Source organism: Stenotrophomonas sp. GD03958 (genome assembly GCF_029839005.1).
Lineage (GTDB): Bacteria > Pseudomonadota > Gammaproteobacteria > Xanthomonadales > Xanthomonadaceae > Stenotrophomonas > Stenotrophomonas hibiscicola.
In genome coordinates this window covers 15,884-39,370 of sequence record NZ_JAOBZT010000039.1, presented here as the reverse complement: position 1 = coordinate 39,370, position 23,487 = coordinate 15,884, and the positions used below count along the sequence as shown (strand labels likewise).

Below are 23,487 nucleotides of genomic sequence, written 5' to 3'. Positions count from 1 at the left end.
CCCGCAACCGGACCCACCCCGCCATCCCACGGGAAGCCCGCTGTTGCTTCGACTGTTGCTTCTGAGGTTGCCGGCCAGCGGCCTGCACTACGGCGGGTGCAGGGCGCAGCCCTGCCGATACCCCTCCCCCCGGCCGGGCTGGCAGAATAGGCGTCTCTGCCGTTATCCGAAGCCGACGATGCGCCTCTCCCAGTTCCACCTGCACACCACCAAGGAAACCCCCAGCGACGCCGAGCTCACCAGCCACCGGCTGATGCTGCGCGCGGGCATGATCCGCAAGCTGGCATCGGGCCTGTACACCTGGTCGCCGCTGGGCCTGCGCGTGCTGCGCAAGGTCGAGCGCATCGTGCGCGAGGAAATGGACCGCGCCGGTGCCGTGGAATTCCAGATCCCGACCATCCAGCCGAAGGAACTGTGGGAGCAGACCGGGCGCTGGCAGAAGTTCGGCCCGCAGCTGCTGAAGATCAAGGACCGCAAGGACCAGGTGTTCTGCTACAGCCCGACCGCCGAGGAAGCAGCCTGCGACTTCGCGCGCAGCGAGCTGTCCAGCTACAAGCAGCTGCCGGTGAACTTCTACCAGGTACAGACCAAGTTCCGCGACGAGATCCGCCCGCGTTTCGGCGTGATGCGTTCGCGCGAGTTCCTGATGAAGGACGCCTATTCGTTCCACCTGCACGACGAGTGCCTGGTGCGCGAATACGAGAACATGAAGTCGGCCTACAGCCGCATCTTCACCCGCCTCGGCCTGGACTTCCGCATGGTGCAGGCCGACTCCGGCGCAATCGGCGGCGATGCGTCGCAGGAATTCCACGTGATCGCCGATTCCGGTGAAGACGCGCTGGTGTTCTCCACCGGCTCGGACTACGCGGCCAACATGGAAGCGGCGATTGCCGCCGATCCGGCGCCGCGTGCGGCCGCCAGCGAAGCCATGCGCAAGGTCGACACCCCCACCCAGAAGACCTGCGAGGAGGTCGCGGCCCTGCTCGGCATCGACCTGCAGCGCACGGTGAAGTCGGTGGCGCTGATCGCGGGTGAAGGAAAGGCACAGCAGTTCGTGCTGGTACTGGTGCGCGGTGACCATGAAGTCAACGAGATCAAGCTGGCCAAGGTTGCCGGCCTGGACGAACAGCGCTTCGCCAGCGAGGCGGAGATCGCCGAGCATCTGGGCTGCGTGCCGGGCTTCCTCGGCCCGGTCGCCCCGGCCAAGCCCATCCGCGTGGTCGCCGATCGCGAAGTGGCGGCGATGTCGGACTTCGTCGTCGGCGCCAACGAAACCGGCTTCCACCTGGCCGGCGTCAACTGGGGCCGCGACCTGCCGGAACCGGAAGTGGCGGACATCCGCAACGTGCGTGCCGGTGACCGCGCAGTGGACGGTGGCGAACTGAAGATCGCCCGTGGCATCGAAGTCGGCCACGTGTTCCAGCTCGGTCGCAAGTACGCCGAAGCGCTGGATGCCACCGTGCTGGATGAAAACGGCAAGGCGGCGGTGATGGCGATGGGCTGCTATGGCATCGGTATCTCGCGCGTGGTAGCTGCCGCGATCGAACAGAACCATGACGATGCCGGCATCATCTGGCCGGACGCGATGGCGCCGTGGCAGGTGGTGGTGTGCGTGATCAACCCGAAGGGCGATGCTGCCGTGGCCGACGCTGCGGCCAACCTGCTGCAGGAACTGCGCGATGCCGGCTTGGACGCGGCGCTTGACGATCGCGGCCTGCGCCCGGGCGCGATGTTCGCCGACATGGAACTGATCGGCATCCCGCACCGCGTGGTGGTCAGCGAACGCGGCCTGGCCGCCGGTACCTACGAATACCGCTCGCGCCGCGCCAGCGAAGCGGAAAGCCTGGACAAGGCCTCCCTGCTGCAGCGTCTGCAGGGCTGATCAGGAAAAAGACCGGGCCCTGCCCCGGTCTTTTTTTTCTGCCGCGGTCTTCCCCGATATTGCAGCGGACATAATCCGGTCAAAATCACCGCGACGGCGCCTGCATGCCGCCACGCCATGACCCGCCTGCATTTGTGCTGTGATTAATTCATCTCTATTCTGTCCGCCGACGCCATGGACTGGCTTGTCCCGTCCACACATTAGTTTCCGGAGTAACCGTAAATGAGCATTGACCTGACCGGCCTGTCAGCACGCGAGCTGGGCGCCCTGATCCGTACCGCCAAGAAGCAGCAGACCATCGTCGCCAAGCGCCGGCCGATCACCAAGGTCCGGGCCCAGCTGACCAAGCTGGCCAAGACCGAGGGTTACACCATCGAAGAACTGTTCGGCAGCACCCCGGCCACGCGTGCCCGCAAGGCCGCTCCGGCCGCCAAGGCCCCGTCGAAGACCGCCGGCCGCAAGCTGGGCAAGGTTGCCCCGAAGTACCGCAACCCGGCCAACCCCAAGGAAACCTGGACCGGCCGTGGCAAGCAGCCGCGCTGGATGGCTGAGCTGACTGCCAAGGGCAACAAGAAGCCGGAAGATTTCCTGATCAAGAAGGCCTGAGGCCGGATCGGGATGCAATGAAAAACGCCGGCGAAAGCCGGCGTTTTTTGTTTGTAGAGCCGAGCCCACGCTCGGCTATCCATATCCGAAGCCGAGCATGGGCTCGGCTCTACAGAGTCTTGCGGGCGGGCATCAGCAGATTGCCGAACAGCAGGCCGGCCACCAGCGCCATCACCACGTTGAGCACGGTAAGGAACACGCTCTGGCCGGCGCCCACGTCCTGCTGCTGGACCAGGGTCAGCACGCCGCGCAGGCTGGTGCTGCCGGGCACCATCATGATGATGCCGGGCAGGCGGATGATCGCGCCCGGACGCCCGACCAGACGACCGAACAGATTGCCACCGGCCGTCAGCAGCATCGCCGACAGGAAGATGCCGGCCGGCGCGCCCCAGGCGTGGCCGCCAAACTTGGAGATCGCATAACCGGCCACCGAGGCGGCAATCACCCACGGATAATCGCGGCGATTGGCCTTGAACAGCATCGCGAAGGCAAATGCGGCGGTCAGCAGCGAGCCCCATTCCACCCAGGGCCCCTGCGGCCGCGCGGCCCGGATCACCGGATCCAGGCCGAGCACGTCGGCCAGGGTCACCGCGATCATCGCGCCGACGCTGAGCTTCATGATGGTGGTCAGCGCGCCGGCAAAGCGCGCGGTGCCCGATACCCAGTGCTGGCTGGCCAGTTCGTTGACCGCATTGGTCAGCGACATGCCGGGCAGCAGCACTACCAGCGAGGCGATGATCACCGTGTTGAGGTTGAGCGCACCAATAAAGGACGCAACCAGGGTGGCGACCAGGCCGGCCAACAGCGCGGCCAGTGCCTCGGCGGCTTCGCGGGTGGCCGGGCGACGGTCGGTGACCATGCCGAGCAGGCCGATCATCAGGCCGATGACACCGGCGGTCGCAATGTCCAGCCACGGCAGCTTCCACATGCCGGCCACGCCGGCCGCGCCAAGGGTGAACGAGAGGATCGTGCGCAGCTTGCCGCGCCGGCCCGGATCCTTGTCCAGCTGGCGCAGCGCGGTGTGGCCCTGGGCGATGCTCATCCGGCCGTTGGCCACTTCTTCGGCAATATGGTCGGCGACGCTGAGCTTGTGCAGGTCGTTCTCGCCGGGCGCCAGGCGGATCACCCGGGTGATGTCACTGGAGCCGATCGCCTGCGCCGGATCGCTGAAGCTGAGGATGATGCCGGTGGGGTTCGACCACGGTTCACAATCCAGGTCGAGCTGGCGAGCCAGTGCCACCACCGCCGTTTCCAGGCGCTGGGCCGTGGTGCCATAGCTGTGCAGGCGTCCGGCGATCTCGGAAACGAAGGCCACCCGCTGCGCGTAGGTGGCCTGGGGCGTGGGGATCGTGTGAGCATCTGCGGACATGCGCCGTAGTATTACCTAGGCGGGGCCTGACCGGAGAAATTCATCCGAGTTCGACGCGATGGCCAATACAGAACGGTTATGCTGCGACCGGAATGGCCCAAGTGACCCCGAACCACGCCCCCCAGCTCGAACAGGACGCCCATGATCCGGGCGTGATCCGCCTGTCCGGCACCTGGACCTTGAAGACCGCGCTGGCCGCGGCCGAGGTCCTGCGTGGCGTTCCTGACACGCTGACCGGCATCGATGCCACCGCCATCGAGAAGATGGATTCGGCCGGCGTGCTGCAGGTGCTGCGCGTGGCCCATCGCGCCGACCTCGGCGAAGACGCACTGAAGTTCCGCGCGGATCACCAGGCGCTGGTGTGCACCATCGAGGAAGTCGCCGACGACCGGCCCAAGCCCAAGCGCGACTTCGGCGTGCTGGCGGCACTGGAGCGGCTGGGTGTCAGCGTCCATGCCACCGGCCACAACATCAAGGCGCTGTGCAGTTTCCTCGGCGAGAACCTGGTCAAGGCGGCCCGCCTGGTCAAGGAACCGCGCCGCTTCCGCCTTACCGCCACCGTGCACCAGATGGAGCAGGTCGGGCTGGATGCGGTGCCGCTGGTGGCACTGCTGTCCTACCTGGTCGGTGCGGTGATCGCCTTCCTCGGCTCGACCATCCTGCGCGACTTCGGCGCCGAGATCTACGTGGTCGAACTGGTCAACATCGCCTTCCTGCGCGAGTTCGCGGTGCTGCTGACCGCGATCGTGCTGGCCGGCCGTACCGCCAGCGCCTTCACCGCACAGATCGGCGCGATGAAGGCGCGCGAGGAAATCGATGCGATGCGCACGCTGGGCCTGGACCCGGTCGACCTGCTGGTGCTGCCTCGCTTGCTGGCGTTGCTGGTCACCCTGCCCCTGCTGACCTTCATCGCGATGATCGCCGGCCTGGCCGGCGGCATCACCGTCGGTGCGTTCGACCTCGACATCCCGCCGCAGATGTACATCGCGCGCATGCACGAGACCATGGAGGTGCGGCACATGCTGGTCGGCCTGTCGAAGGCGCCGGTGTTCGCGCTGGTGATCGGCCTGATCGGCTGCCTGGAAGGCCTGAAGGTCGAAGGCACGGCACAGTCGGTAGGCGAACGCACTACTTCCAGCGTGGTGCAGACGATCTCGCTGGTGATCATCATCGACGCCTTCGCGGCGTTGTGGTTCATGCACATGGGCTGGTGACATGAGCACGCATCCGACGCCCGAAGACATTCCCATGCAGGACGACGACGGCCACGAGCTGGCCATCCGCGTGCGCGGCCTGGTCAACCGTTTCGGCAGCCAGACCGTGCACGAAGACCTGGACCTGGACGTGCGTCGCGGCGAGATCCTGGGCGTGGTCGGTGGCTCCGGCACCGGCAAGTCGGTGCTGATGCGCTCCATCCTGGGCCTGCGCACGCCCGACGAAGGCCAGATCGAAGTGCTGGGCCGCGACGCGCGTGCCGACGACGCCGAGAGCCGCCTGCACATCGAACGCAACACCGGCGTGCTGTTCCAGGACGGCGCACTGTTTTCATCACTGACCGTGGGCGAGAACGTGCAGGTGCCGCTGAAGGAACACCACCGCGAACTGCCCGAGCGCTGGCATTACGAGCTGGCACTGCTGAAGGTGAAGCTGGCCGGCCTGCCCGCCGACGCGATCAACAAGCTGCCCTCGCAGCTGTCCGGCGGCATGCGCAAGCGCGCCGGCCTGGCCCGGGCGCTGGCGCTGGACCCGCCGCTGCTGTTCCTGGACGAACCCACCGCCGGCCTCGACCCGATCGGCGCGGCCGCGTTCGACCGACTGATCAAGACCCTGCAGGAAGCGCTGGGGCTGACCGTGTTCCTGATCACCCACGACCTGGACACCCTGTACGCCATCTGCGACCGCGTGGCCGTGCTGGCCGACCGCAGGGTCGTTGCCAACGCCCCCCTCCCGGAAATCGAGAAACTGGATCATCCGTGGATCCAGGAATACTTCCACGGACCCCGCGCGCGCGCCGCGCGTGGCGAACAGATCGAGAGTGCCTGAGCCATGGAAACCAAAGCCAACTACGTGCTGATCGGCGCGTTCACCCTGATCACCGGCCTGGCCCTGCTGGCGTTCGGCCTGTGGGCGGCCAAGTACTCTTCCGACCGCACCTGGCAGGAATACCGCGTGGTGTTCCGCGAGGCGGTGACCGGCCTGTCGGTGGGCAGCCCGGTGCAGTACAACGGCATCGCGGTCGGGTCGATCGTCGAACTGAACCTGGTGCCGGACGACCCGCGCCAGGTGGTCGCACGCATCCGCCTGAACTCGACCACGCCGGTCAAGACCGATACCCGCGCCAAGCTGGCGATCACCAGCCTCACCGGCCCGTCGATCATCCAGCTCAGCGGCGGTACGCCGCAGTCGCCGGCGCTGACCACAGTCAACAAGGACCCGGCACCGATCATACCGACCACGCCGTCGGCGCTGCAGAACATCACCGATGTTGCCAACCGCATCGTCGAGCGCATGGACCAGATCCTCAGCGACCGCAATGTAGCCTCGATCAATGCAACGCTGGCCAACCTGGAGACCATCAGCGGTGGCCTGGCCGACCGCGACCAGGGTACCCAGGCGCTGCTGCTCAGCGCGCGCGATGCCGCCCGTAGCCTGGACACCACGCTGAAGACCACCAACGGCACCATCGAGCGCCTGGACAGGAACCTGGTGCAGCAGCTGCCGGGCATCATCGACAAGCTCGATGCCACCCTGGCCAAGCTCGACTCGGCCGCCGGCAACGCCGATTCGATCCTTGGCGAGAACCGCGCCGCGATCAACAGCTTTGCCAACGATGGCCTTGGCCAGCTGGGTCCGACGCTGACCGAACTGCGCGGTCTGATCCGCGACCTGCGCCGGGTCAGCGACCGCCTCGAGAACAACCCCGCGCGCTACCTGCTGGGCCGCGACGCACCGAAGGAGTTCGAACCCAAATGAGCCCGCCCCCCCTTCCGCGCCTGCTGCTGGCCGCTTCGATGGTCGCCCTGCTGGGCGGCTGCTCCATCCTTGGCAGCAGCGAGAAAACCGCGGTGACGCTGTACTCGCCCTCGGTGCAGGTGAAGGCCGACCCGGCGTGGCCACAGGCCAGCTGGCAGCTGGTACTGGCCAAGCCGAGCGCCGCGCGCCTGGTCGACAGCCCGCGCATCAATGTGCGGCCGACGCCTTCGCAGATGGAAATCTACAAGGGCGCCAGCTGGGCACAGCCGGCCACCGACATGATCGAGGACACCCTGCTGCGCGGCTTCGAGGATTCCGGGCGCATCCGCGGCGTGGCGCGCAGCACCGCCGGCATCCGTGCCGACTACAAGCTGTCCACCGACGTGCGCCGCTTCGAATCGGATTACCAGGGCCAGGCCACGCCGACCGTGGTGATCGAGGTCAACGCCAAGCTGATCCACGTCGCCGACCAGCGCGTGGTGGCCGACCGTACGTTCCGCCAGGCGCAGCCGGTCGGCAGCACCGACGTACCGGCGGTGACCGCGGCGTTCGAACGTGGCCTGCAGCAACTGGCGCAGGATGTGGTGGGGTGGACACTGGTGAGCGGGCAGGCCGACCAGCCTAACGTCGCGCGCTGATCGATCAGCGCGGCGCAATCCAGCGGAACGTCAGGTTGATCCGCTCACCCTGCACCCGCGCCATCTTCGGAAGCGCGTGCTGGTAGAACCTCTGCGTCTGCCCCGCCATTACCAGCAGATCGCCATGGCCGAGCAGGTACTCGGCCTTGCGCGCCGGATCATCGCGCCGGCGCAGCAGGAATCGACGCGATGCGCCCAGACTCAGCGACGCAATCACCGGGGCCGGACCCAACTCCGGCTCGTCATCGCTGTGCCATCCCATGTAGTCGCCGCCGCCGCGATAGCGGTTCAGCAGCACGCTGTTGAAGCGGCCGATGCCCTCCGCCTGCAGGCGCCCGCGCATGGCCTGCAACGCGGGTGGCCAGGGGTGCGGCACGAACTCCGCCCCCGAGTACCGATAGCGGGCCTGCGGATCGCCTATCCAGCAACTCAGTCGCGGCGAATCCACCCAGTTGCCGAACATGCGGATGCGGTGGACTTCCCAGGGGACTTCCATCTGCAGGGCCAGCAGCAGCGCAGTGGCCGTGCCGGCGGGCAGCCAGCCGGATAGATGGCGGACGTCAGCGTCAGGCAGTTCAGGCGGGAACAGCATTGAACCGGGTACCGGACAGGAGCGACCACAAGCATGCCTGATTTGCCCGGTTCAAGCGCAAACGGGAGAATGACAGGAAACTTCAGCGCTACTGTCCAATGCACCTGATGCCGCGCCCCTCTCCCCTGACGCATCTCCCACGGCCCCGTAGAGGCCAGCCATGAGTTTCGGACGTTATCTCGCCACCGTGCGGCGGTCGGTACAGCGTCATGGTGGCGGTATCGCAGGCCTGGGGTCGGTGCTGCTACGCGCCTTGAAGGTGGTGCACGCCATGGGTGTACGCGGTTTCATTGCGCGCCTTCGCTCGGCCAGCGTCGTCCGCACCCGCGCCAGCGAACCCTTCGATGCGCCTGCGCTACCCGCACCGGTCCCGCTGGAACAGCTGCGTTTGAGCGTGGGTGTGATGGCGCACGTGTTCTATCCCGACCTGATCAACGAGTTTGCCACCACGCTCTCGCGCATGCCGCTGCGATTCACATTGCTGGTTTCGGTGATGGACACCGCTGCCGAAGCACAGGCACGTGAAGCGTTCGGACGCCTACCGAACGTTCAGACACTTGTTGTGCGCCAGGTCCAGAATCGTGGTCGCGATATTGCTCCTCTCCTGGTGACGTTCCGCGAAGAGATCAAGGCACTAGATCTGGTGTGCCATATCCACACCAAGAAATCGCTCTATACCGGTAGCGAACAGCAGATGTGGCGTCACTACCTGTTGGACAGCCTTCTGGGCTCGCGAGAACGCATCGCCTGGATCCTGGGCACCTTCCAGGCCGACCCGAAGCTGGGCCTGGTCTATCCTGAGAGCTACGTCGGTGTACCACTCTGGGCGCACACTTGGTTGAGCAATGGCCCCGCGTGCGACGCACTCGCGCAGAAACTTGGAATCGCTCTGGACGCGCAGCGTTACATCGACTTCCCGGCTGGCTCGATGTTCTGGGCGCGCGTCGATGCGCTTCGGCCGCTGTACGATCTGAACCTTCCACTGGATGCCTTTCCGGTGGAACAGGGCCAGGTGGATGGAACGCTGCAGCACGCCGTCGAGCGCCTGTTTGGTGTCATCACCCGCCACCAGGGTTTCCGCCTGGGCATACTGCCACCCGATGGTCGCCTGGCTCTTGCTGCCGAAGGTGAACGTAATGTCGGTGAGGCACTTCAAACCGGCATGTCTGACCGTTTGACGCTGGCCGCGCTGGACGCACGCATGGTCACGGTCGATATTTTCGATACGCTGGTCACCCGCGTGTTCCTGACTCCGACGGCGGCTCGTGAGCATCTCGCCTGGCGACTGGAGCGGCAGTGGGGCATAGGTGATTTCTCCCGGCATCGCGCCGACGCGGAAAGCTGCCTGCGCGAAACCTTGCAGCGGGACCCCACCCTCTCCGAGATCCACATCGAGCTTGCCGGGCGCCTCGCGTTGCCTGGCGTGGATGCGAACATGCTCGCCAATGCCGAGCGCATGCACGAGCGCGCGATACTGCGGCCGCGGCAGGGTCTGCTGGCAGCGCTTGCAGATGCGAAGCTGACTGCGCTGACGGCGTTCTCCGACATGTACCTGTCCAGCGAGGACATGCGGCAGGTGCTGCCCGATGGGGTGCAGCGGCTCATTTCACGGTGGTGGATTTCCTGCGAGACCGGCCTGCGCAAGGACTCTGCCGACAGTTGGAAGCAGCTGGCGCGTCAGGAAGGGCGCGAAGATGGCCGCTGGCTTCATGTGGGTGATAACGAACACGCCGACATCCAGATGCCGCAGCTGGGCAGCCTGCTTACGCCCGTGCACGTGCTGCGCCCGTCCGCCCTGCTGGACGTAGTACCGGGCCTTCGCCCGCTCCGCCATCCCTTGGGCACCCAGGCACCATGGTCTGAGCAGCTCTGGCGCGGTCTGCTGGCAAACAGCTTCGCTGCGATCGCCGACACCTCTCCGCAGCGGCTGCTCGGTCGTCCCCAGCTCGATGCACGTACGCTGGGCTATACGGTACTCGGCCCGTTGGTCCTGGACTTCCTGCTGCATGCCATCGACGTAGCTCGCCGCCACGGGGTGGACCACCTGCTGTTTCTGAGCCGCGAAGGCTATCTGCTGGAGCAGGCGTTCACACGGCTGCAGGCCGCACACCCATTCGCCGCCACGATCAAGAGCAGCTACTTTCTGGCGTCGCGTCGGGCAACGCTGCTGCCCGCCCAGCTCGACGCCTCAGATCTTGCACTGCTCATGCAGGGCACCTTCAACGGGTCGCTGCGCGGCCTGCTGCAGGCACGGCTCGGCGAAGATGCCGTGGCACAGGTGGCCGCACTGCAGCCGGCGCTGATGGAGCGCGACGTCTTTCTGCCGGAAATGGCCGACGAAGTACAGCGCTGGCTGCAGCCGGTCGGGGATGCGCTTCTGTCGCTGGCAGCCCGCCATCGCAAGGCCTATCAGGCGTACTGGGCCCGCACCGTCGGCTCATCGACGCCGATGGTGATCGATGTGGGCTACGCCGGCAGCATCCAGCGCAACCTCGCTCGCCTGCTCGGCACATCACTGGGCGGCTGCTACATGGCCCTGCGCGCGGGCGCCAGCGCTCTGGCATCGCAGGGCTGGGCCGAGGCACGGTACTTCGACGGCCGCAATGGCGGCAATGACACAGACTCCCCCATCCTCGCCAATGACCTGCTGCTGGAGTCACTGCTGGCAGCTCCGCACGGCCAGTTCAACGGCTTCACTGAAAGCAGCGAGGGCCTGGATAGGCCCCGCTTCGGCTCCATTGAGCTTCCAACGTCCGCCCTGGAGATCCTCACCGAGGTCCATGCCGGGACGCTGACCTTCATCGACGAAGCCTGCCATACACTCCATGAGGACGTCGCCGAGCTGGTCCTGGACGCCGAGGGCGTCCAGGTTCCACTCCAATGCCTGGGCAATGGGCGATGGAATGCCGACCTTGTACTTGCCCAGCTCGCCACCGAAGACGCCTTCACCGGACGCGGCACGGTCAGCGCGACCCCCTAGGACTAACGCTGGAACGCGACGCCGGTCTTTTCCTTCAATTCCTCATCACTGACACCCGGCGCGGCCTCCACCAGCAGCAGGCCCCTGTCAGTCACGTCGAACACCGCCAGGTCGGTGATGATGCGGTCGACCACGCCCACGCCGGTCAGCGGCAGCGTGCATTCGGCCAGGATCTTGTGCTCGCCGTTCTTGGCGGTGTGCTCCATCAGTACCACCACGCGCTGCACGCCGGCGACCAGGTCCATCGCGCCGCCCATGCCCTTGACCATCTTGCCGGGCACCATCCAGTTGGCCAGGTCGCCCTTGTCGGTGACCTGCATGGCGCCGAGGATGGCCAGGTTGACGTGGCCACCGCGGATCATCGCGAAGCTGTCGTGGCTGCCGAAGTAGCTGGCGCCCGCACGTGCGGTGACCGTCTGCTTGCCGGCGTTGATCAGGTCGGCGTCGACCTCGGCGTCGGTCGGGAACGGGCCAATGCCGAGCAGGCCGTTCTCCGACTGCAGCCACACATCCACGCCGTCGGGAATGTGGTTGGCGACCAGGGTCGGCAGGCCGATGCCAAGGTTCACGTAGGCGCCATCGGTCAGTTCCTGGGCGGCACGGGCCGCCATTTCATCGCGGGTCCACGCCATGTCAGTTGCCCTCCGCGCGGATGGTGCGCTGTTCGATTCGCTTCTCAGGATGCGCGTTGTGCACGATGCGGTGCACATAGATGCCCGGCAGGTGAACCTGGTCGGGATCAATCGCACCGACCGGCACCACGTCCTCCACTTCCACGATGCAGACCTTGCCGGCCATCGCACAGGCCGGGTTGAAGTTGCGCGCGGTCTTGCGGAACACCAGGTTGCCAGCCTCGTCGGCCTTCCAGGCCTTGACCAGCGCCACGTCGGCGCGCAGCGCGGTTTCCATCACGTAGTGCTTGCCGTCGAACTCGCGGGTCTCCTTGCCCTCGGCCACCACCGTACCGTAGCCGGTGGCAGTGAAGAACGCCGGAATACCTGCGCCACCGGCACGCAGCCGCTCGGCCAGGGTGCCCTGCGGGTTGAACTCCAGCTCCAGCTCGCCGGCCAGGAACTGCCGTTCGAACTCCTTGTTCTCGCCCACGTAGGACGAAATCATCTTCTTGATCTGCCGCGTTTCCAGCAGCTGGCCCAAGCCGAAACCATCGACGCCGGCATTGTTGGAGATCACGGTCAGGCCCTTGACGCCACTGTCGCGCAGCGCCGCGATCAATGCCTCGGGAATGCCACACAGGCCGAAGCCGCCCACGGCCAGCGTCTGGCCATCGGCGACCACCCCTTGCAGGGCCTCCGCCGCACTGGCGAAGCGCTTGCTGCGCTTGCCGGTGGAAGTCGATTGCTGCATTGCTGTACTACCCTGCACGTTGAGGATGACCGCATTCTAGCTGGAGGGCGGCGAAGGGCCTGGATGCGCCGCAGCATTGCACGGGCATAGCACAGGGTTCCGTAGAATGCCGGGTTCCCCTGCCAATGGCCGGCCCCGTGCCCGCCCCACCCTCGTTGATGGCCCATACCTACACCGAAGAAGACCTGCTCCGCTGGATGGAAGGCCGGACGCTGGAAATGAGCGACCATGGCCTGTCGGAAGTCCATAGCATGCGTCTGTTCGGTGACATTCTGGTCGCTGAGGTAAAGATCCCGGCCAAGTACTCCTACCGGGTGGAGATCGACCTGGTCGCCAGTCTTCGCCATCCGCGCAGCCTGCTGCGCAACCGGTGTTCCTGCCCGCTCGGCCACGACTGCATGCACGTGGCGGCTGTGCTGGCGCAGATGCTGCAGCAGATCGACCATACGCCCCCCATGCCCGACGACAGCAGCACGCTGCCAACGCTGCTGATCCGTTCGATGACCCCCGTCCTGCGCCTGCACACGGTCGAGTTCCGTCCGCCGTGGCTCGGCCCACGCGACCCTTCGCAATGGGCCGATATCGCCACCGTGGCCTTCGAATACGACGAGCACGTGCGGTTCCTGGATGATCCGAGCCTGTTCGCCCACGATCCGGAGGGCCAGCTTGCGCTGCTGCCCCGCGACCTGGCCGAGGAATCACGGCGCGAGGCCGAGCTGCGCACGGTGGGACTGCATCGCGACACGGCGCCGCGGGCGCCATTGGAGGGCGCAGGACCTCAGTTCCAGCTGCGCACCCATGACTGGACACGGTTCCTGCTGGACGACGTACCGCGCCTGGAAGCCTTGGGCTGGAAGGTAGAGACCGACGACGACTTCCGCCATCGCATCACCCGGGTGGATGAGATCGACCTGGACATCCAGGCGGACCCGGCGGATGCGGGCTGGTTCAACCTGGGCCTGGACATCCAGGTGGAAGGCCGCAACGTGTCGATGGTTCCGCTGCTGCAGCAGGTGCTGCAGTCCGATCCCCGCTGGATGCGTGGCCAGCTGGACGCCATCGGCGATGATGAGAACATTCTGTTGACGGCGGGCGACAACACGCGCCTGGCATTGCGGGCCGCACGACTGAAACCGATCATGGCCCTGTTGACGGACCTGTTCGCCCAGCGTGGCGCGCCGCTGCGCCTGTCTGTGCTTGACCGTGGCCGCCTGCAGGCGCTGCAGGACACGGCGCGCCTGCAGTTCCGCGGGCGCAAGGACACCCAGGCACTGGTGCAGCGGCTGATGCAGGCACCCGCATTGGGCGAAGTGCCGCCGCCGGCAGGGCTGGTGGCAACGCTGCGTCCCTATCAGCGCGAAGGCCTGTCGTGGCTGCAGTACCTGCGCCAGCAGGGCCTGGGGGGCGTGCTGGCCGATGACATGGGCCTGGGCAAAACCGTGCAGACGCTGGCGCATGTGCTGGTCGAGAAGGAAGCCGGTCGCCTGGACCGTCCGACGCTGCTGGTGGTGCCCACTTCGCTGCTGCACAACTGGCAGAGCGAAGCGGCACGCTTCACCCCGGGCCTGCGCGTGCTGACCCTGCACGGGCCGGCACGTGAAACGCTGTTCGAGGCGATTCCCGGGCACGACCTTGTACTGACCACCTACCCTCTGCTGTGGCGCGACGAGCAGGCGCTGCAGGCACATACCTACCATCTGCTGATTCTGGATGAAGCCCAGCAGGTGAAGAATCCGAAGTCACGCGCGGCCATCACCCTGCGCACGCTGCAGGCGCGCCACCGGCTGTGCCTGACCGGCACGCCGCTGGAAAACCACCTGGGCGAACTGTGGACGCAGTTCGACTTCCTGCTGCCCGGCCTGCTAGGCAGCGAGAAACAGTTCAACCAGCATTGGCGCCATCCGATCGAACGTGGCAGCGACCACCGCCGCGCCACCTTGCTGGCGCAACGGCTGCGTCCGTTCATACTGCGCCGGCGCAAGGACCAGGTGGCGTCAGAGCTTCCGCCCAAGACCGTCATTACCCGCGCGGTGGAAATGGAAGGCGGCCAGCGTGATCTCTATGAAACCGTGCGCGCAGCGATGGAAAAGCAGGTGCGCGAAGCCATCAGCGGCAGCGGGCTGGCGCGCAGCCACATCGTGGTACTGGATGCGTTGCTGAAGCTGCGCCAGGTCTGCTGCGATCCGCGCCTGCTGCCGGGCGACACCCCGGCCCGCAATGCCGGTTCGGCAAAGCTCGAGCTGCTGCGCGACATGTTGCCTTCGATGGTCGAGGAAGGCCGGCGCGTCCTGGTGTTCTCGCAGTTCACCGGCATGCTTTCGCTGATCGCGCAGGCACTGGATCAGCTGGGCTTGGCCTATGTGACCCTGACCGGCGACACCCAGGACCGGGCCACGCCGGTGCAGCGCTTCATGCAGGGCGAGGTGCCGGTATTCCTGATCAGCCTGAAGGCAGGTGGCGTCGGGTTGAACCTGACCGCCGCCGATACCGTCATCCACTTCGACCCGTGGTGGAATCCGGCGGCCGAAAACCAGGCCAGCGATCGCGCCCATCGCATCGGCCAGCAGCAGCCGGTGTTCGTTTACCGGCTGATCGCCGCAGGCAGCATCGAAGAACGGATTGCCGAGCTGCAGGAGCGCAAGGCCACGCTGGCCGACTCGATTCTCGAAGGCGGCGGCGCTACGGGGCCACGCTTCAGCGAAGAAGACGTGCAGGCGCTGCTGGCGCCGTTGCCGGGCCTGCCCGGCAAGCGTTTGCGCAAAGCGGGCAAGCGGTCGACACGAAGCTGACCTCCGGACGCCAGTCAGGTGGCGTTCCCCGATGGAAACGATTCCCATACATGACTGGGACTACAATTGGGGACTGAGCTCACAAAGGAACTGATCGATGCCCCTGCCCGCCTTCAAGGCCTACGATATCCGCGGCCGTGTGCCGGAAGAACTGAACGAAGACCTGGCCCGCCGCATCGGCGTCGCCTTGGCCGCGCAGCTCGCTCCCGGTCCAGTGGTCCTCGGCCACGATGTGCGCCTGACCAGCCCGGCGCTGCAGGATGCACTGGCCACCGGCCTGCGTGGTACCGGGCGCGAGGTGATCGACATCGGCCTGTGCGGCACGGAAGAAGTCTATTTCCAGACCGACCATCTGGGCGCGGCAGGCGGCGTGATGGTCACCGCCAGCCACAACCCGATGGATTACAACGGCATGAAGCTGGTCAAGGAGAATGCCCGGCCGATCAGCTCCGATACCGGCCTGTTCGCAATCTCCGACGCGGTTTCCGCCGATACGTCCGAGGCCCAGTCGCCGCGTGCCGGGCAGGTTGCCCAGCACGACAAGAGCGCCTACATCCAGCACCTGCTCAGCTATGTCGATGCCAGCAGGCTCAAGCCGCTGAAGCTGGTGGTGAATGCCGGTAACGGCGGCGCGGGCGCGATCGTCGACCTGCTGGCCCCGCACCTGCCGTTCGAGTTCATCCGCATCTGCCACGAACCGGACGGCAGCTTCCCCAACGGCATTCCCAATCCGCTGCTGCCGGAGAACCGCGCCGCCACCGCCGATGCGGTGCGTGAACACGGTGCCGATTTCGGCATTGCCTGGGACGGTGACTTCGACCGCTGCTTCTTCTTCGACCACACCGGCCGCTTCATCGAGGGCTACTACCTGGTCGGTCTGCTGGCCAAGGCGATCCTGGCACGCAATCCCGGCGGCAAGGTCGTGCATGACCCGCGCCTGGTCTGGAACACCGTGGATATGGTCGAACAGGCGGGCGGTGTGCCGGTGCAGTGCAAGAGCGGCCATGCCTTCATCAAGGAAAAGATGCGCGCCGAAGACGCCGTGTACGGTGGCGAGATGAGCGCCCACCACTATTTCCGCGAGTTCGCCTATGCCGACTCCGGCATGATCCCGTGGCTGCTGATCGCGCAGCTGATCTCCGAGAGCGGCCGCTCACTGGCCGAGTGGGTCGAAGACCGCATGGCGGCCTATCCGTGCAGTGGCGAGATCAACTTCAAGGTGGCCGATGCCAAGGCTGCCGTGGCCCGCGTGATGGAGCACTTCGCGGCGCAATCACCGGTACTGGATCACACCGACGGCATCAGTGCCGACTTCGGCGGCTGGCGCTTCAACCTGCGCAGCTCCAACACCGAACCGCTGCTGCGCCTGAATGTCGAAGCCCGTGGTGACGCCGCGCTGATGCAGGCGCGTACCGACGAAATTTCCCGCCTAATCCAGCAGTAATCAAGGACGACCATGAGCATCATCCAGCCCGTCATTCTGTCCGGTGGCTCCGGGACCCGCCTGTGGCCGCTGTCGCGCGAGGCGTACCCGAAGCAGTTCCTGCCGTTGGCGGGCGAACTGACGATGCTGCAGGCCACTTGGAAACGGGTGGCGCCGATCGCCGCGCATGGCCCGCTGGTGATCGCCAACGAGGAGCACCGCTTTGTCGCTGCCGAGCAGCTGCAGCAGGTCGGCGCCGAGCCGGCGGCCATCATCCTGGAACCGGTTGGCCGCAACACGGCGCCGGCAATCGCGGTCGCAGCCCTGGAAGCCACCCGCGACGGCGCCGATGCGCTGCTGCTGGTGCTGCCCTCGGACCATGTGATCACCGATGAAGCCGCGTTCCGCGCAGTCGTGCAGGCTGCAGCGGGCGCTGCCGAGGCCGGCAAGCTGGTGACCTTCGGCATCGTGCCGACCGGTCCGGAAACCGGCTACGGCTATATCAAGGCCGCCGATGGGCAGGGTCTGCGTGCGGTCGAGCGCTTTGTCGAAAAGCCCGACCTCGAGACCGCCAGCGGTTACGTCAGCAGCGGCCAGTATTACTGGAACAGCGGCATGTTCCTGTTCAAGGCCTCGCGCTACCTGCAGGAACTGGAGCGCTTCCAGCCCGGCATGCTGGCCGGCAGCCGCCAGGCCTGGCAGCAGGCCCGCCGCGATTCGGATTTCACCCGCCTGGACAAGGACGCCTTCGCCGCCGTTCCCTCTGATTCCATCGACTATGCCGTGATGGAAAAAACCGCCGACGCCGTGGTGATTCCGTTGGACGCCGGCTGGAACGATGTCGGCTCGTGGACAGCCCTGCGCGATGTCTCGCAGCAGGACGGCGATGGCAACGCCCATCAGGGCGATGTGATCGCCATCGACTGCCGCAACACCTATGCCTATGCACGGCGCCTGGTGGCACTGGTCGGCCTGGATGACGTGATTGTCGTCGAGACCGACGACGCGGTGCTGGTCGGCAGGGCCGACCGCATGCAGGAGGTCAAGACCGTTGTCGGTCAGCTGAAGTCCGAAGGCCGCAGCGAGGCCACGTGGCATCGCAAGGTCTACCGCCCGTGGGGCGCGTACGATTCAATCGACAATGGTGCACGCTTCCAGGTCAAGCGCATCACGGTCAAGCCCGGCGGCACACTCAGCCTGCAGATGCATCATCACCGCGCCGAGCACTGGATCGTGGTCAGCGGCACCGCGGAAGTGACCCGCGGCGACGAAGTGATCCTGCTCAGCGAAAACCAGAGCACGTACATCCCGCTGGGCGTGACCCATCGCCTGCGCAACCCGGGCAAGCTGCCGCTGGAACTGATCGAAGTGCAGTCCGGCAGCTACCTTGGCGAGGACGACATCGTGCGCTTCGAGGATACCTACGGGCGCAGCTGACCCGGCGCCCGCTGGAGGCGACCGACCGTTGGTCGGGGTGGGTGCCGACCGTTGGTCGGCACGCCGCCTGCCGGGTCAGGCAATCTCCGCCATCACCCGCTTCAGGCCATCCTGCCAACTCGGCAGTACGATGCCGAAATCCTGCTGCAGCTTGCGGTTGTCCAGCACCGACCAGGCCGGGCGCTTGGCCGGGGTCGGATACTCGGAACTGGGAATCGCCTCGACCGCCGGCACCTTCGCCAACACGCCGGTGGCCAACGCTTCGGCGAAGATCGCTTCGGCGAACCCATGCCAGCTGGTCTGGCCGCTGGCGGTCAGGTGCCAGGTACCGGACAGTTGGCCCGGATGCCGCAGCGCCTGCGCAGTAACATCAGCGATCAGCGCGGCCGGCGTCGGCGTACCGACCTGGTCGGCCACCACACGCAGCTGGTCGCGCTCGGCGCCGACGCGCAACATGGTGCGCAGGAAATTTGCCCCATGCGAGGCATACACCCAGGCCGTGCGGAAGATCAGGTGGCGACCGCCGGCCGCGCGTACCGCATCCTCACCATCGCGCTTGCTGGTGCCATACACACCCAGCGGCGCGGTCGGCTCGTCCTCGCGGTACGGCGCGGTGCCCTGGCCATCGAACACGTAGTCGGTGGAGTAATGCACGAACGGCACGCCATGGGCCGCACACCAACGCGCGATCATGCCAGGCGCCTGCGCGTTGGCCGCAAACGCAGCTTCCACATCCTGCTCGGCACGATCAACGGCGGTATAGGCCGCAGCATTCACCACCACCGACGGCTGAAGACGGTCCAGCAGGGCCGGAAGGCTTTCAGGTTGGCCGAAATCGGCGGTTTCGCAGGCGCTGCCATCCGGCAGAGTGCCGCTGCGGGTGGTCGCGACCACCTTGCCCAGCGGCGCCAGCGCGCGCAGCAGCTCCTGGCCGACCTGGCCGTTGCCACCGAAGACCAGAACGGTCATGGCACGTAGACCGGCAGGCGGTCTTCGGCGATGTCCTTCAGGAACGGCGCGTTCTCGTCCTTGGCCGACAACGTCGGTGCACTGACTGGCCAGTCCACGGCGATATCCGCATCGTTCCAGCGCACGCCGGCATCGAAGTCCTTCAGGTAGACCTCGGTGCACAGATAGCTGAACACCGCTCGCTCGGACAGGACGGCGAAACCGTGGGCGAAGCCTTCCGGAATCCAGAACTGCTTCTTGTTCTCCGCGCTCAGCACCACCGCTTCCCACTGGCCGAAGGTCGGCGAGCCGCGACGGATGTCGACGGCCACGTCATAGACCTCGCCTTCCAGCACGCTGACCAGCTTGCCCTGCGGGCGCGGCCACTGGTAATGCAGGCCACGCAGCACACCCTGCGCTGACGTCGACACGTTGCTCTGCACGAAGCGATCCGGCAGGCCCAGCGCGGCAAAGCGCTCGGCATTCCAGGTCTCGAAGAAATAGCCGCGGGCATCGCCAAACACCGCCGGCTCGATCACCACGCAGCCAGGCAACTTGGTTTCAATCACTTTCACGGAACAACTCCACGCAGGGCGAGCTTGTGCAGGTACTGGCCGTAGCCATTCTTGATCAGCGGCGCGGCGAGTGCCTCCAGCTGTTCGGCGGTGATCCAGCCCTGGCCAAACGCGATTTCTTCCGGGCAGCAGACCTGCAGGCCCTGCCGGGTCTGGATGGTCTCGATGAAGTTGGAGGCTTCCAGCAGCGACTGGTGGGTGCCGGTATCGAGCCAGGCATAGCCACGGCCGAGCGCTTCCAGGTGCAGGTTGCTCTCGCCCAGATAGCGCTTGTTGAGATCGGTGATCTCCAGCTCGCCGCGCGGCGACGGCTTCAGCTCGGACGCGTAATCGCTGGCCTTGCCGTCATAGAAGTACAGGCCAGTCACCGCATAGTTCGAACGCGGGTTTTCCGGCTTCTCCACCAGGTCGATGACCTTGCCGCTCTTGTCGAACTCGGCGACGCCATAGCGCTCCGGATCGTTCACCCAGTAGCCGAACACGGTGGCACCGTCGGTGCGCTCATCGGCGCGCTTGAGCACGTCGCGCAGGCCGTGGCCGTGGAAGATGTTGTCACCCAGCACCAGGCAGCTCGGCTTGCCGGCCACGAAGTCGCGGCCGATCAGATACGCCTGGGCCAGCCCATCGGGGCTGGGCTGCGCCGCGTACTGGATGTCCATGCCCCACTGCGAGCCATCGCCCAGCAACTGCTGGAACAACGCCTGTTCGTGCGGGGTATTGATGATGAGCACTTCACGGATGCCCGCCAGCATCAGCACGCTGAGCGGGTAGTAGATCATTGGCTTGTCATACACCGGCAACAGCTGTTTGCTGACGCCCTTGGTGATCGGATACAGCCGGGTGCCGGAGCCACCGGCGAGGATGATGCCCTTGCGCTGGGTCATGGTGTCTCCTGGGTTCAGGCCGCGGTGCCGATGCGCTGCAGACGGTAGCTGCCGTCGAGCACGCCGTTGACCCATTCCTGGTTGTCCAGGTACCAGTCAACGGTAAAGGTGATGCCCTGCTCGAAGGTGTAGGCCGGTTCCCAGCCCAGGTCGTTCTTCAGCTTGGACGCATCGATCGCGTAACGGCGGTCATGCCCGGGGCGGTCGGTGACGTAGGTGATCTGGCTGCTGCGCGGCTGGCCATCCGCGCGCGGGCGGCGCTGGTCCAGCAGTGCGCAGATGGCCTGCACCACTTCGATGTTCTGTTTTTCCGAATTGCCACCGACGTTGTAGGTCTCGCCAACCTGGCCCTTGGCCAGCACGGTGCGGATCGCCTCGCAGTGATCGGACACGAACAGCCAGTCGCGCACCTGCTTGCCGTCGCCGTACACCGGCAGCGGCTCGCCGGCCAGCGCCTTGGCGATCACCAGCGGGATCAGCTTCTCCGGGAAGTGGTACGGGCCATAGTTGTTGGAGCAGTTGGTGGTCAGTACCGGCAACCCGTAGGTGTGGTGGAACGCACGGACCAGGTGGTCCGAGGCGGCCTTCGACGCCGAGTACGGGGAATTCGGAGCATACGGCGTGGTTTCGCTGAACTTGCCGGTCTCACCCAGGGTGCCGTACACCTCGTCAGTGGATACGTGCAGGAAGCGGAAGGCCGCGCCCTGTTCGGCCGGCAGCGCCTTCCAGTAGTCACGGACCGCCTCCAGCAGGCCAAGGGTGCCCACCACGTTGGTCTGGATGAAGGCGCCCGGACCGTCGATGGAGCGATCCACGTGGCTCTCGGCAGCAAAGTTGAGCACGGCGTCCGGCCGGTGCTCGGCCAGCAGGCGGGTGACCAGCGCCTGATCGCCGATGTCGCCCTGCACGAACACGTGATTCGGGTTGCCGTCCAGGCTGGACAGGGTCTTCAGATTGCCGGCGTAGGTCAGCGCATCGAGGTTGATGACTTTGACGCCGCGCGCGACGGCCTCGAGAACGAAGTTACCGCCAATGAATCCGGCGCCGCCGGTGACAAGCCATGTGGGCACTACCTGTTCTCCTGATCGAAATTCATCCAAGGGGCGCTATGAAGCGCCCGACACAGCGGCACAGGATACATGTGGTTCGTCTTCACGACTGCCTGCGTGACGTGAACGACGCACGATACGCACGCGAGCCATGCCGCATCGCAACATGACCATACGCGTTCGCATGGTCGTCCCAAGCCAGCTAGAATCGGGATCCCACCCCCGAACCGGTTGCTGCTGCAGGACCGGACGTTCTCCCCGTTACTGAAGGACCCCGTACCAGATGAAAATCCTCGTCGCGTACAAGCGCGTGGTGGACTACAACGTCCGCATTCAGGTCAAGCCGGACGGTTCCGGCGTGGTCACCGACGGCGTCAAGCTGTCCCCCAATCCCTTCGATGAAATCGCCCTGGAAGAAGCCCTGCGCCTGCGCGACAAGGGCATTGCCAGCGAAGTGGTGGTCGCCACCATCGCCCCGACCGATGCCCAGGCGCACCTGCGCAACGGCCTGGCCATGGGCGCCAATCGCGCCATTCACGTCGTTACCGACCAGGCCATCCAGCCGCTGACAGCCGCACGCACCCTGCTCAAGCTGATCGAGAAGGAACAGCCGGACCTGGTGATCCTGGGCAAGCAGGCCATCGACGACGACGCCAACCAGACTGGCCAGATGCTGGCCACGCTGTGGGGCCGCCCGCAGGCGACCTTCGCCAGCAAGCTGGAGATTGCTGATGGCAAGGCCACGGTGACCCGCGAAGTCGACGCCGGCCTGGAAACGCTGGAAGTGGACCTGCCGGCGGTGGTCACCACCGACCTGCGCCTGAACGAGCCGCGCTTCATCAAGCTGCCGGACATCATGAAGGCCAAGGCCAAGCCGCTGGAGACCCTGCAGCTGGCCGACCTCGGCGTTGAAGCCGCCGACACCTTCAAGACCACCCAGTACGCCGCGCCGTCCAAGCGCAGCAAGGGTGTGATGGTCAAGGACGCGGCCGAACTGGTGGCCGCACTCAAGCAGAAGGGGTTGCTGTAATGAGCAGGATTCTCGTCATCGCCGAGCACCACGACGGCAAGCTCAACGCCGCCACAGCCAAGACCGTCAGCGCTGCCGCTGCCATCAGCGGTGCCAGCATCGACGTGCTGGTGCTGGCCGCCGACCCGGCCGCCGTTGCCGCTGAGGCCGCGAAGATCGCTGGCGTCGCCAAGGTTCTGACCGTGGCCAACGCTGCCAACGCGCAGGCCATCGCCCAGGTGCTGGCGCCGCAGATCGCGCAGCTGGCCAAGGGCTACACCCACGTGTTCGGCCCGTCGACCACCTTCGGCAAGGACCTGATGCCCTGCGTGGCCGCCCTGCTGGGCGTCAACCAGGTCTCCGACCTGATGACCGTCGAAGGCAGCCACACCTTCAAGCGCCCGATCTACGCCGGCAACGCGATCATCACCGTGGAAGCCCCCGCCGACCAGATCGTGGTCGCCACCGTACGCGCCGCGTCGTGGCCGGAAGCCGCCCAGGGCGGCAGTGCCGCCATTGAAGCGGCCAGCGTCGATGCTGCCCTGCCGAGCCACACCCGCTTCATCGGCCTGGCCGCCGGTGCCAGCGACCGCCCGGACCTGCAGAGCGCCAAGCGCGTGGTCTCCGGTGGCCGTGGCGTCGGTTCGGAAGAGAACTTCAAGGTCATCTTCCAGCTGGCCGACAAGCTCGGCGCCGCCGTCGGTGCCTCGCGCGCCGCGGTCGATGCCGGCTACGTGCCCAGCGACCTGCAGGTCGGCCAGACCGGCAAGATCATCGCCCCGGAGCTGTATGTGGCGGTGGGCATCAGCGGTGCGATCCAGCATCTGACCGGCATCAAGGACGCCGGTACGATCGTGGCGATCAACAAGGATCCGGATTCGCCGATCTTTGAGATTGCCGATATCGGTCTGGTGGGGGATCTGTTTGCGATCCTGCCGGAGCTGGAAGCAGCACTTTGAATCTGGACT

20 protein-coding genes are annotated in these 23,487 nt (G+C 66.1%); 12 read left to right on the top strand and 8 right to left on the bottom strand.

Annotation, left to right across the window (positions count from 1 at the left end; genetic code table 11):
- Positions 1-178 precede the first annotated feature (178 nt).
- Both N5C25_RS12620 and N5C25_RS12615 read left to right on the top strand, forming a co-directional pair.
- On the top strand, positions 179-1,882 hold the full coding sequence (locus tag N5C25_RS12620; protein WP_262212382.1) for a proline--tRNA ligase: 1,704 nt from the start codon (positions 179-181) through the stop codon (positions 1,880-1,882).
- A 222-nt stretch (positions 1,883-2,104) separates the two neighbouring features.
- Entirely contained in the window at positions 2,105-2,488 is a 384-nt protein-coding gene (locus N5C25_RS12615) for an H-NS histone family protein (protein ID WP_251102957.1), read from the top strand.
- 109 nt (positions 2,489-2,597) lie between these two features.
- Here the strand turns inward: N5C25_RS12615 and N5C25_RS12610 are convergent, their stop codons facing one another.
- Positions 2,598-3,857, bottom strand: coding sequence for a threonine/serine exporter family protein (locus tag N5C25_RS12610; RefSeq protein WP_019660983.1), 1,260 nt, complete (start codon positions 3,855-3,857; stop codon positions 2,598-2,600).
- A gap of 92 nt (positions 3,858-3,949) precedes the next feature.
- On the opposite strand from N5C25_RS12610, the gene N5C25_RS12605 reads away from it, so the two are divergent.
- Genes N5C25_RS12605 through N5C25_RS12590 form a run of 4 tightly spaced genes read left to right on the top strand, consistent with a single transcriptional unit; the run spans position 3,950 to position 7,468 of the window.
- The gene (locus N5C25_RS12605) at positions 3,950-5,071 is read left to right on the top strand and encodes an ABC transporter permease (RefSeq protein ID WP_058981024.1); all 1,122 of its coding nucleotides are present in this window, start codon (positions 3,950-3,952) and stop codon (positions 5,069-5,071) included.
- 1 nt (position 5,072) lies between these two features.
- The gene (locus N5C25_RS12600; RefSeq protein WP_021202702.1) at positions 5,073-5,900 is read left to right on the top strand and encodes an ABC transporter ATP-binding protein; all 828 of its coding nucleotides are present in this window, start codon (positions 5,073-5,075) and stop codon (positions 5,898-5,900) included.
- A 3-nt stretch (positions 5,901-5,903) separates the two neighbouring features.
- Positions 5,904-6,830, top strand: a complete 927-nt coding sequence (locus tag N5C25_RS12595; protein WP_019660980.1) for an MlaD family protein — start codon at positions 5,904-5,906, stop codon at positions 6,828-6,830.
- Positions 6,827-7,468: an ABC-type transport auxiliary lipoprotein family protein gene (locus N5C25_RS12590; protein ID WP_021202701.1), complete on the top strand. Its 642-nt coding sequence runs from the start codon at positions 6,827-6,829 to the stop codon at positions 7,466-7,468. The genes N5C25_RS12595 and N5C25_RS12590 overlap by 4 nt, the downstream gene beginning before the upstream one ends.
- A 4-nt stretch (positions 7,469-7,472) precedes the next feature.
- Here the strand turns inward: N5C25_RS12590 and N5C25_RS12585 are convergent, their stop codons facing one another.
- A complete protein-coding gene (locus N5C25_RS12585; protein WP_251102954.1) occupies positions 7,473-8,060 on the bottom strand; it encodes an alpha-ketoglutarate-dependent dioxygenase AlkB in 588 nt (195 codons plus the stop codon).
- A gap of 160 nt (positions 8,061-8,220) precedes the next feature.
- On the opposite strand from N5C25_RS12585, the gene N5C25_RS12580 reads away from it, so the two are divergent.
- Positions 8,221-11,040, top strand: coding sequence for a rhamnan synthesis F family protein (locus N5C25_RS12580; protein ID WP_251102953.1), 2,820 nt, complete (start codon positions 8,221-8,223; stop codon positions 11,038-11,040).
- 2 nt (positions 11,041-11,042) lie between these two features.
- On the opposite strand, the gene N5C25_RS12575 is transcribed toward N5C25_RS12580, so the two are convergent.
- A complete protein-coding gene (locus N5C25_RS12575; RefSeq protein WP_251102952.1) occupies positions 11,043-11,672 on the bottom strand; it encodes a CoA transferase subunit B in 630 nt (209 codons plus the stop codon).
- A 1-nt stretch (position 11,673) separates the two neighbouring features.
- The gene (locus tag N5C25_RS12570) at positions 11,674-12,405 is read right to left on the bottom strand and encodes a CoA transferase subunit A (protein ID WP_088611005.1); all 732 of its coding nucleotides are present in this window, start codon (positions 12,403-12,405) and stop codon (positions 11,674-11,676) included.
- 158 nt (positions 12,406-12,563) lie between these two features.
- Here N5C25_RS12570 and N5C25_RS12565 point away from each other — a divergent pair, with 158 nt between their 5' ends.
- From N5C25_RS12565 to N5C25_RS12555, 3 genes are all read left to right on the top strand, one after another.
- Positions 12,564-15,194, top strand: a complete 2,631-nt coding sequence (locus tag N5C25_RS12565; RefSeq protein WP_285235719.1) for an SNF2-related protein — start codon at positions 12,564-12,566, stop codon at positions 15,192-15,194.
- 97 nt (positions 15,195-15,291) lie between these two features.
- Entirely contained in the window at positions 15,292-16,638 is a 1,347-nt protein-coding gene (locus N5C25_RS12560; RefSeq protein WP_279937025.1) for a phosphomannomutase, read from the top strand.
- Between the two features lie 12 nt (positions 16,639-16,650).
- Entirely contained in the window at positions 16,651-18,054 is a 1,404-nt protein-coding gene (locus tag N5C25_RS12555) for a mannose-1-phosphate guanylyltransferase/mannose-6-phosphate isomerase (RefSeq protein ID WP_058981032.1), read from the top strand.
- A 75-nt stretch (positions 18,055-18,129) separates the two neighbouring features.
- Here the strand turns inward: N5C25_RS12555 and rfbD are convergent, their stop codons facing one another.
- Genes rfbD through rfbB form a run of 4 tightly spaced genes read right to left on the bottom strand, consistent with a single transcriptional unit; the run spans position 18,130 to position 21,531 of the window.
- A complete protein-coding gene (rfbD, locus tag N5C25_RS12550; RefSeq protein WP_058981034.1) occupies positions 18,130-19,023 on the bottom strand; it encodes a dTDP-4-dehydrorhamnose reductase in 894 nt (297 codons plus the stop codon).
- Positions 19,020-19,577, bottom strand: a complete 558-nt coding sequence (gene rfbC, locus N5C25_RS12545) for a dTDP-4-dehydrorhamnose 3,5-epimerase (protein WP_004141806.1) — start codon at positions 19,575-19,577, stop codon at positions 19,020-19,022. The genes rfbD and rfbC overlap by 4 nt, the downstream gene beginning before the upstream one ends.
- Positions 19,574-20,461, bottom strand: coding sequence for a glucose-1-phosphate thymidylyltransferase RfbA (gene rfbA, locus N5C25_RS12540; RefSeq protein WP_058981036.1), 888 nt, complete (start codon positions 20,459-20,461; stop codon positions 19,574-19,576). Before rfbA ends, rfbC begins: the two co-directional genes overlap by 4 nt.
- Positions 20,462-20,475: 14 nt before the next feature.
- The gene (gene rfbB, locus N5C25_RS12535; protein ID WP_019660969.1) at positions 20,476-21,531 is read right to left on the bottom strand and encodes a dTDP-glucose 4,6-dehydratase; all 1,056 of its coding nucleotides are present in this window, start codon (positions 21,529-21,531) and stop codon (positions 20,476-20,478) included.
- A 262-nt stretch (positions 21,532-21,793) separates the two neighbouring features.
- Here rfbB and N5C25_RS12530 point away from each other — a divergent pair, with 262 nt between their 5' ends.
- Together N5C25_RS12530 and N5C25_RS12525 are read left to right on the top strand one after the other, a co-directional pair.
- The gene (locus tag N5C25_RS12530) at positions 21,794-22,540 is read left to right on the top strand and encodes an electron transfer flavoprotein subunit beta/FixA family protein (protein WP_058981041.1); all 747 of its coding nucleotides are present in this window, start codon (positions 21,794-21,796) and stop codon (positions 22,538-22,540) included.
- Positions 22,540-23,478: an electron transfer flavoprotein subunit alpha/FixB family protein gene (locus N5C25_RS12525; protein WP_251102946.1), complete on the top strand. Its 939-nt coding sequence runs from the start codon at positions 22,540-22,542 to the stop codon at positions 23,476-23,478. Before N5C25_RS12530 ends, N5C25_RS12525 begins: the two co-directional genes overlap by 1 nt.
- The last annotated feature ends 9 nt before the right edge of the window (positions 23,479-23,487 follow it).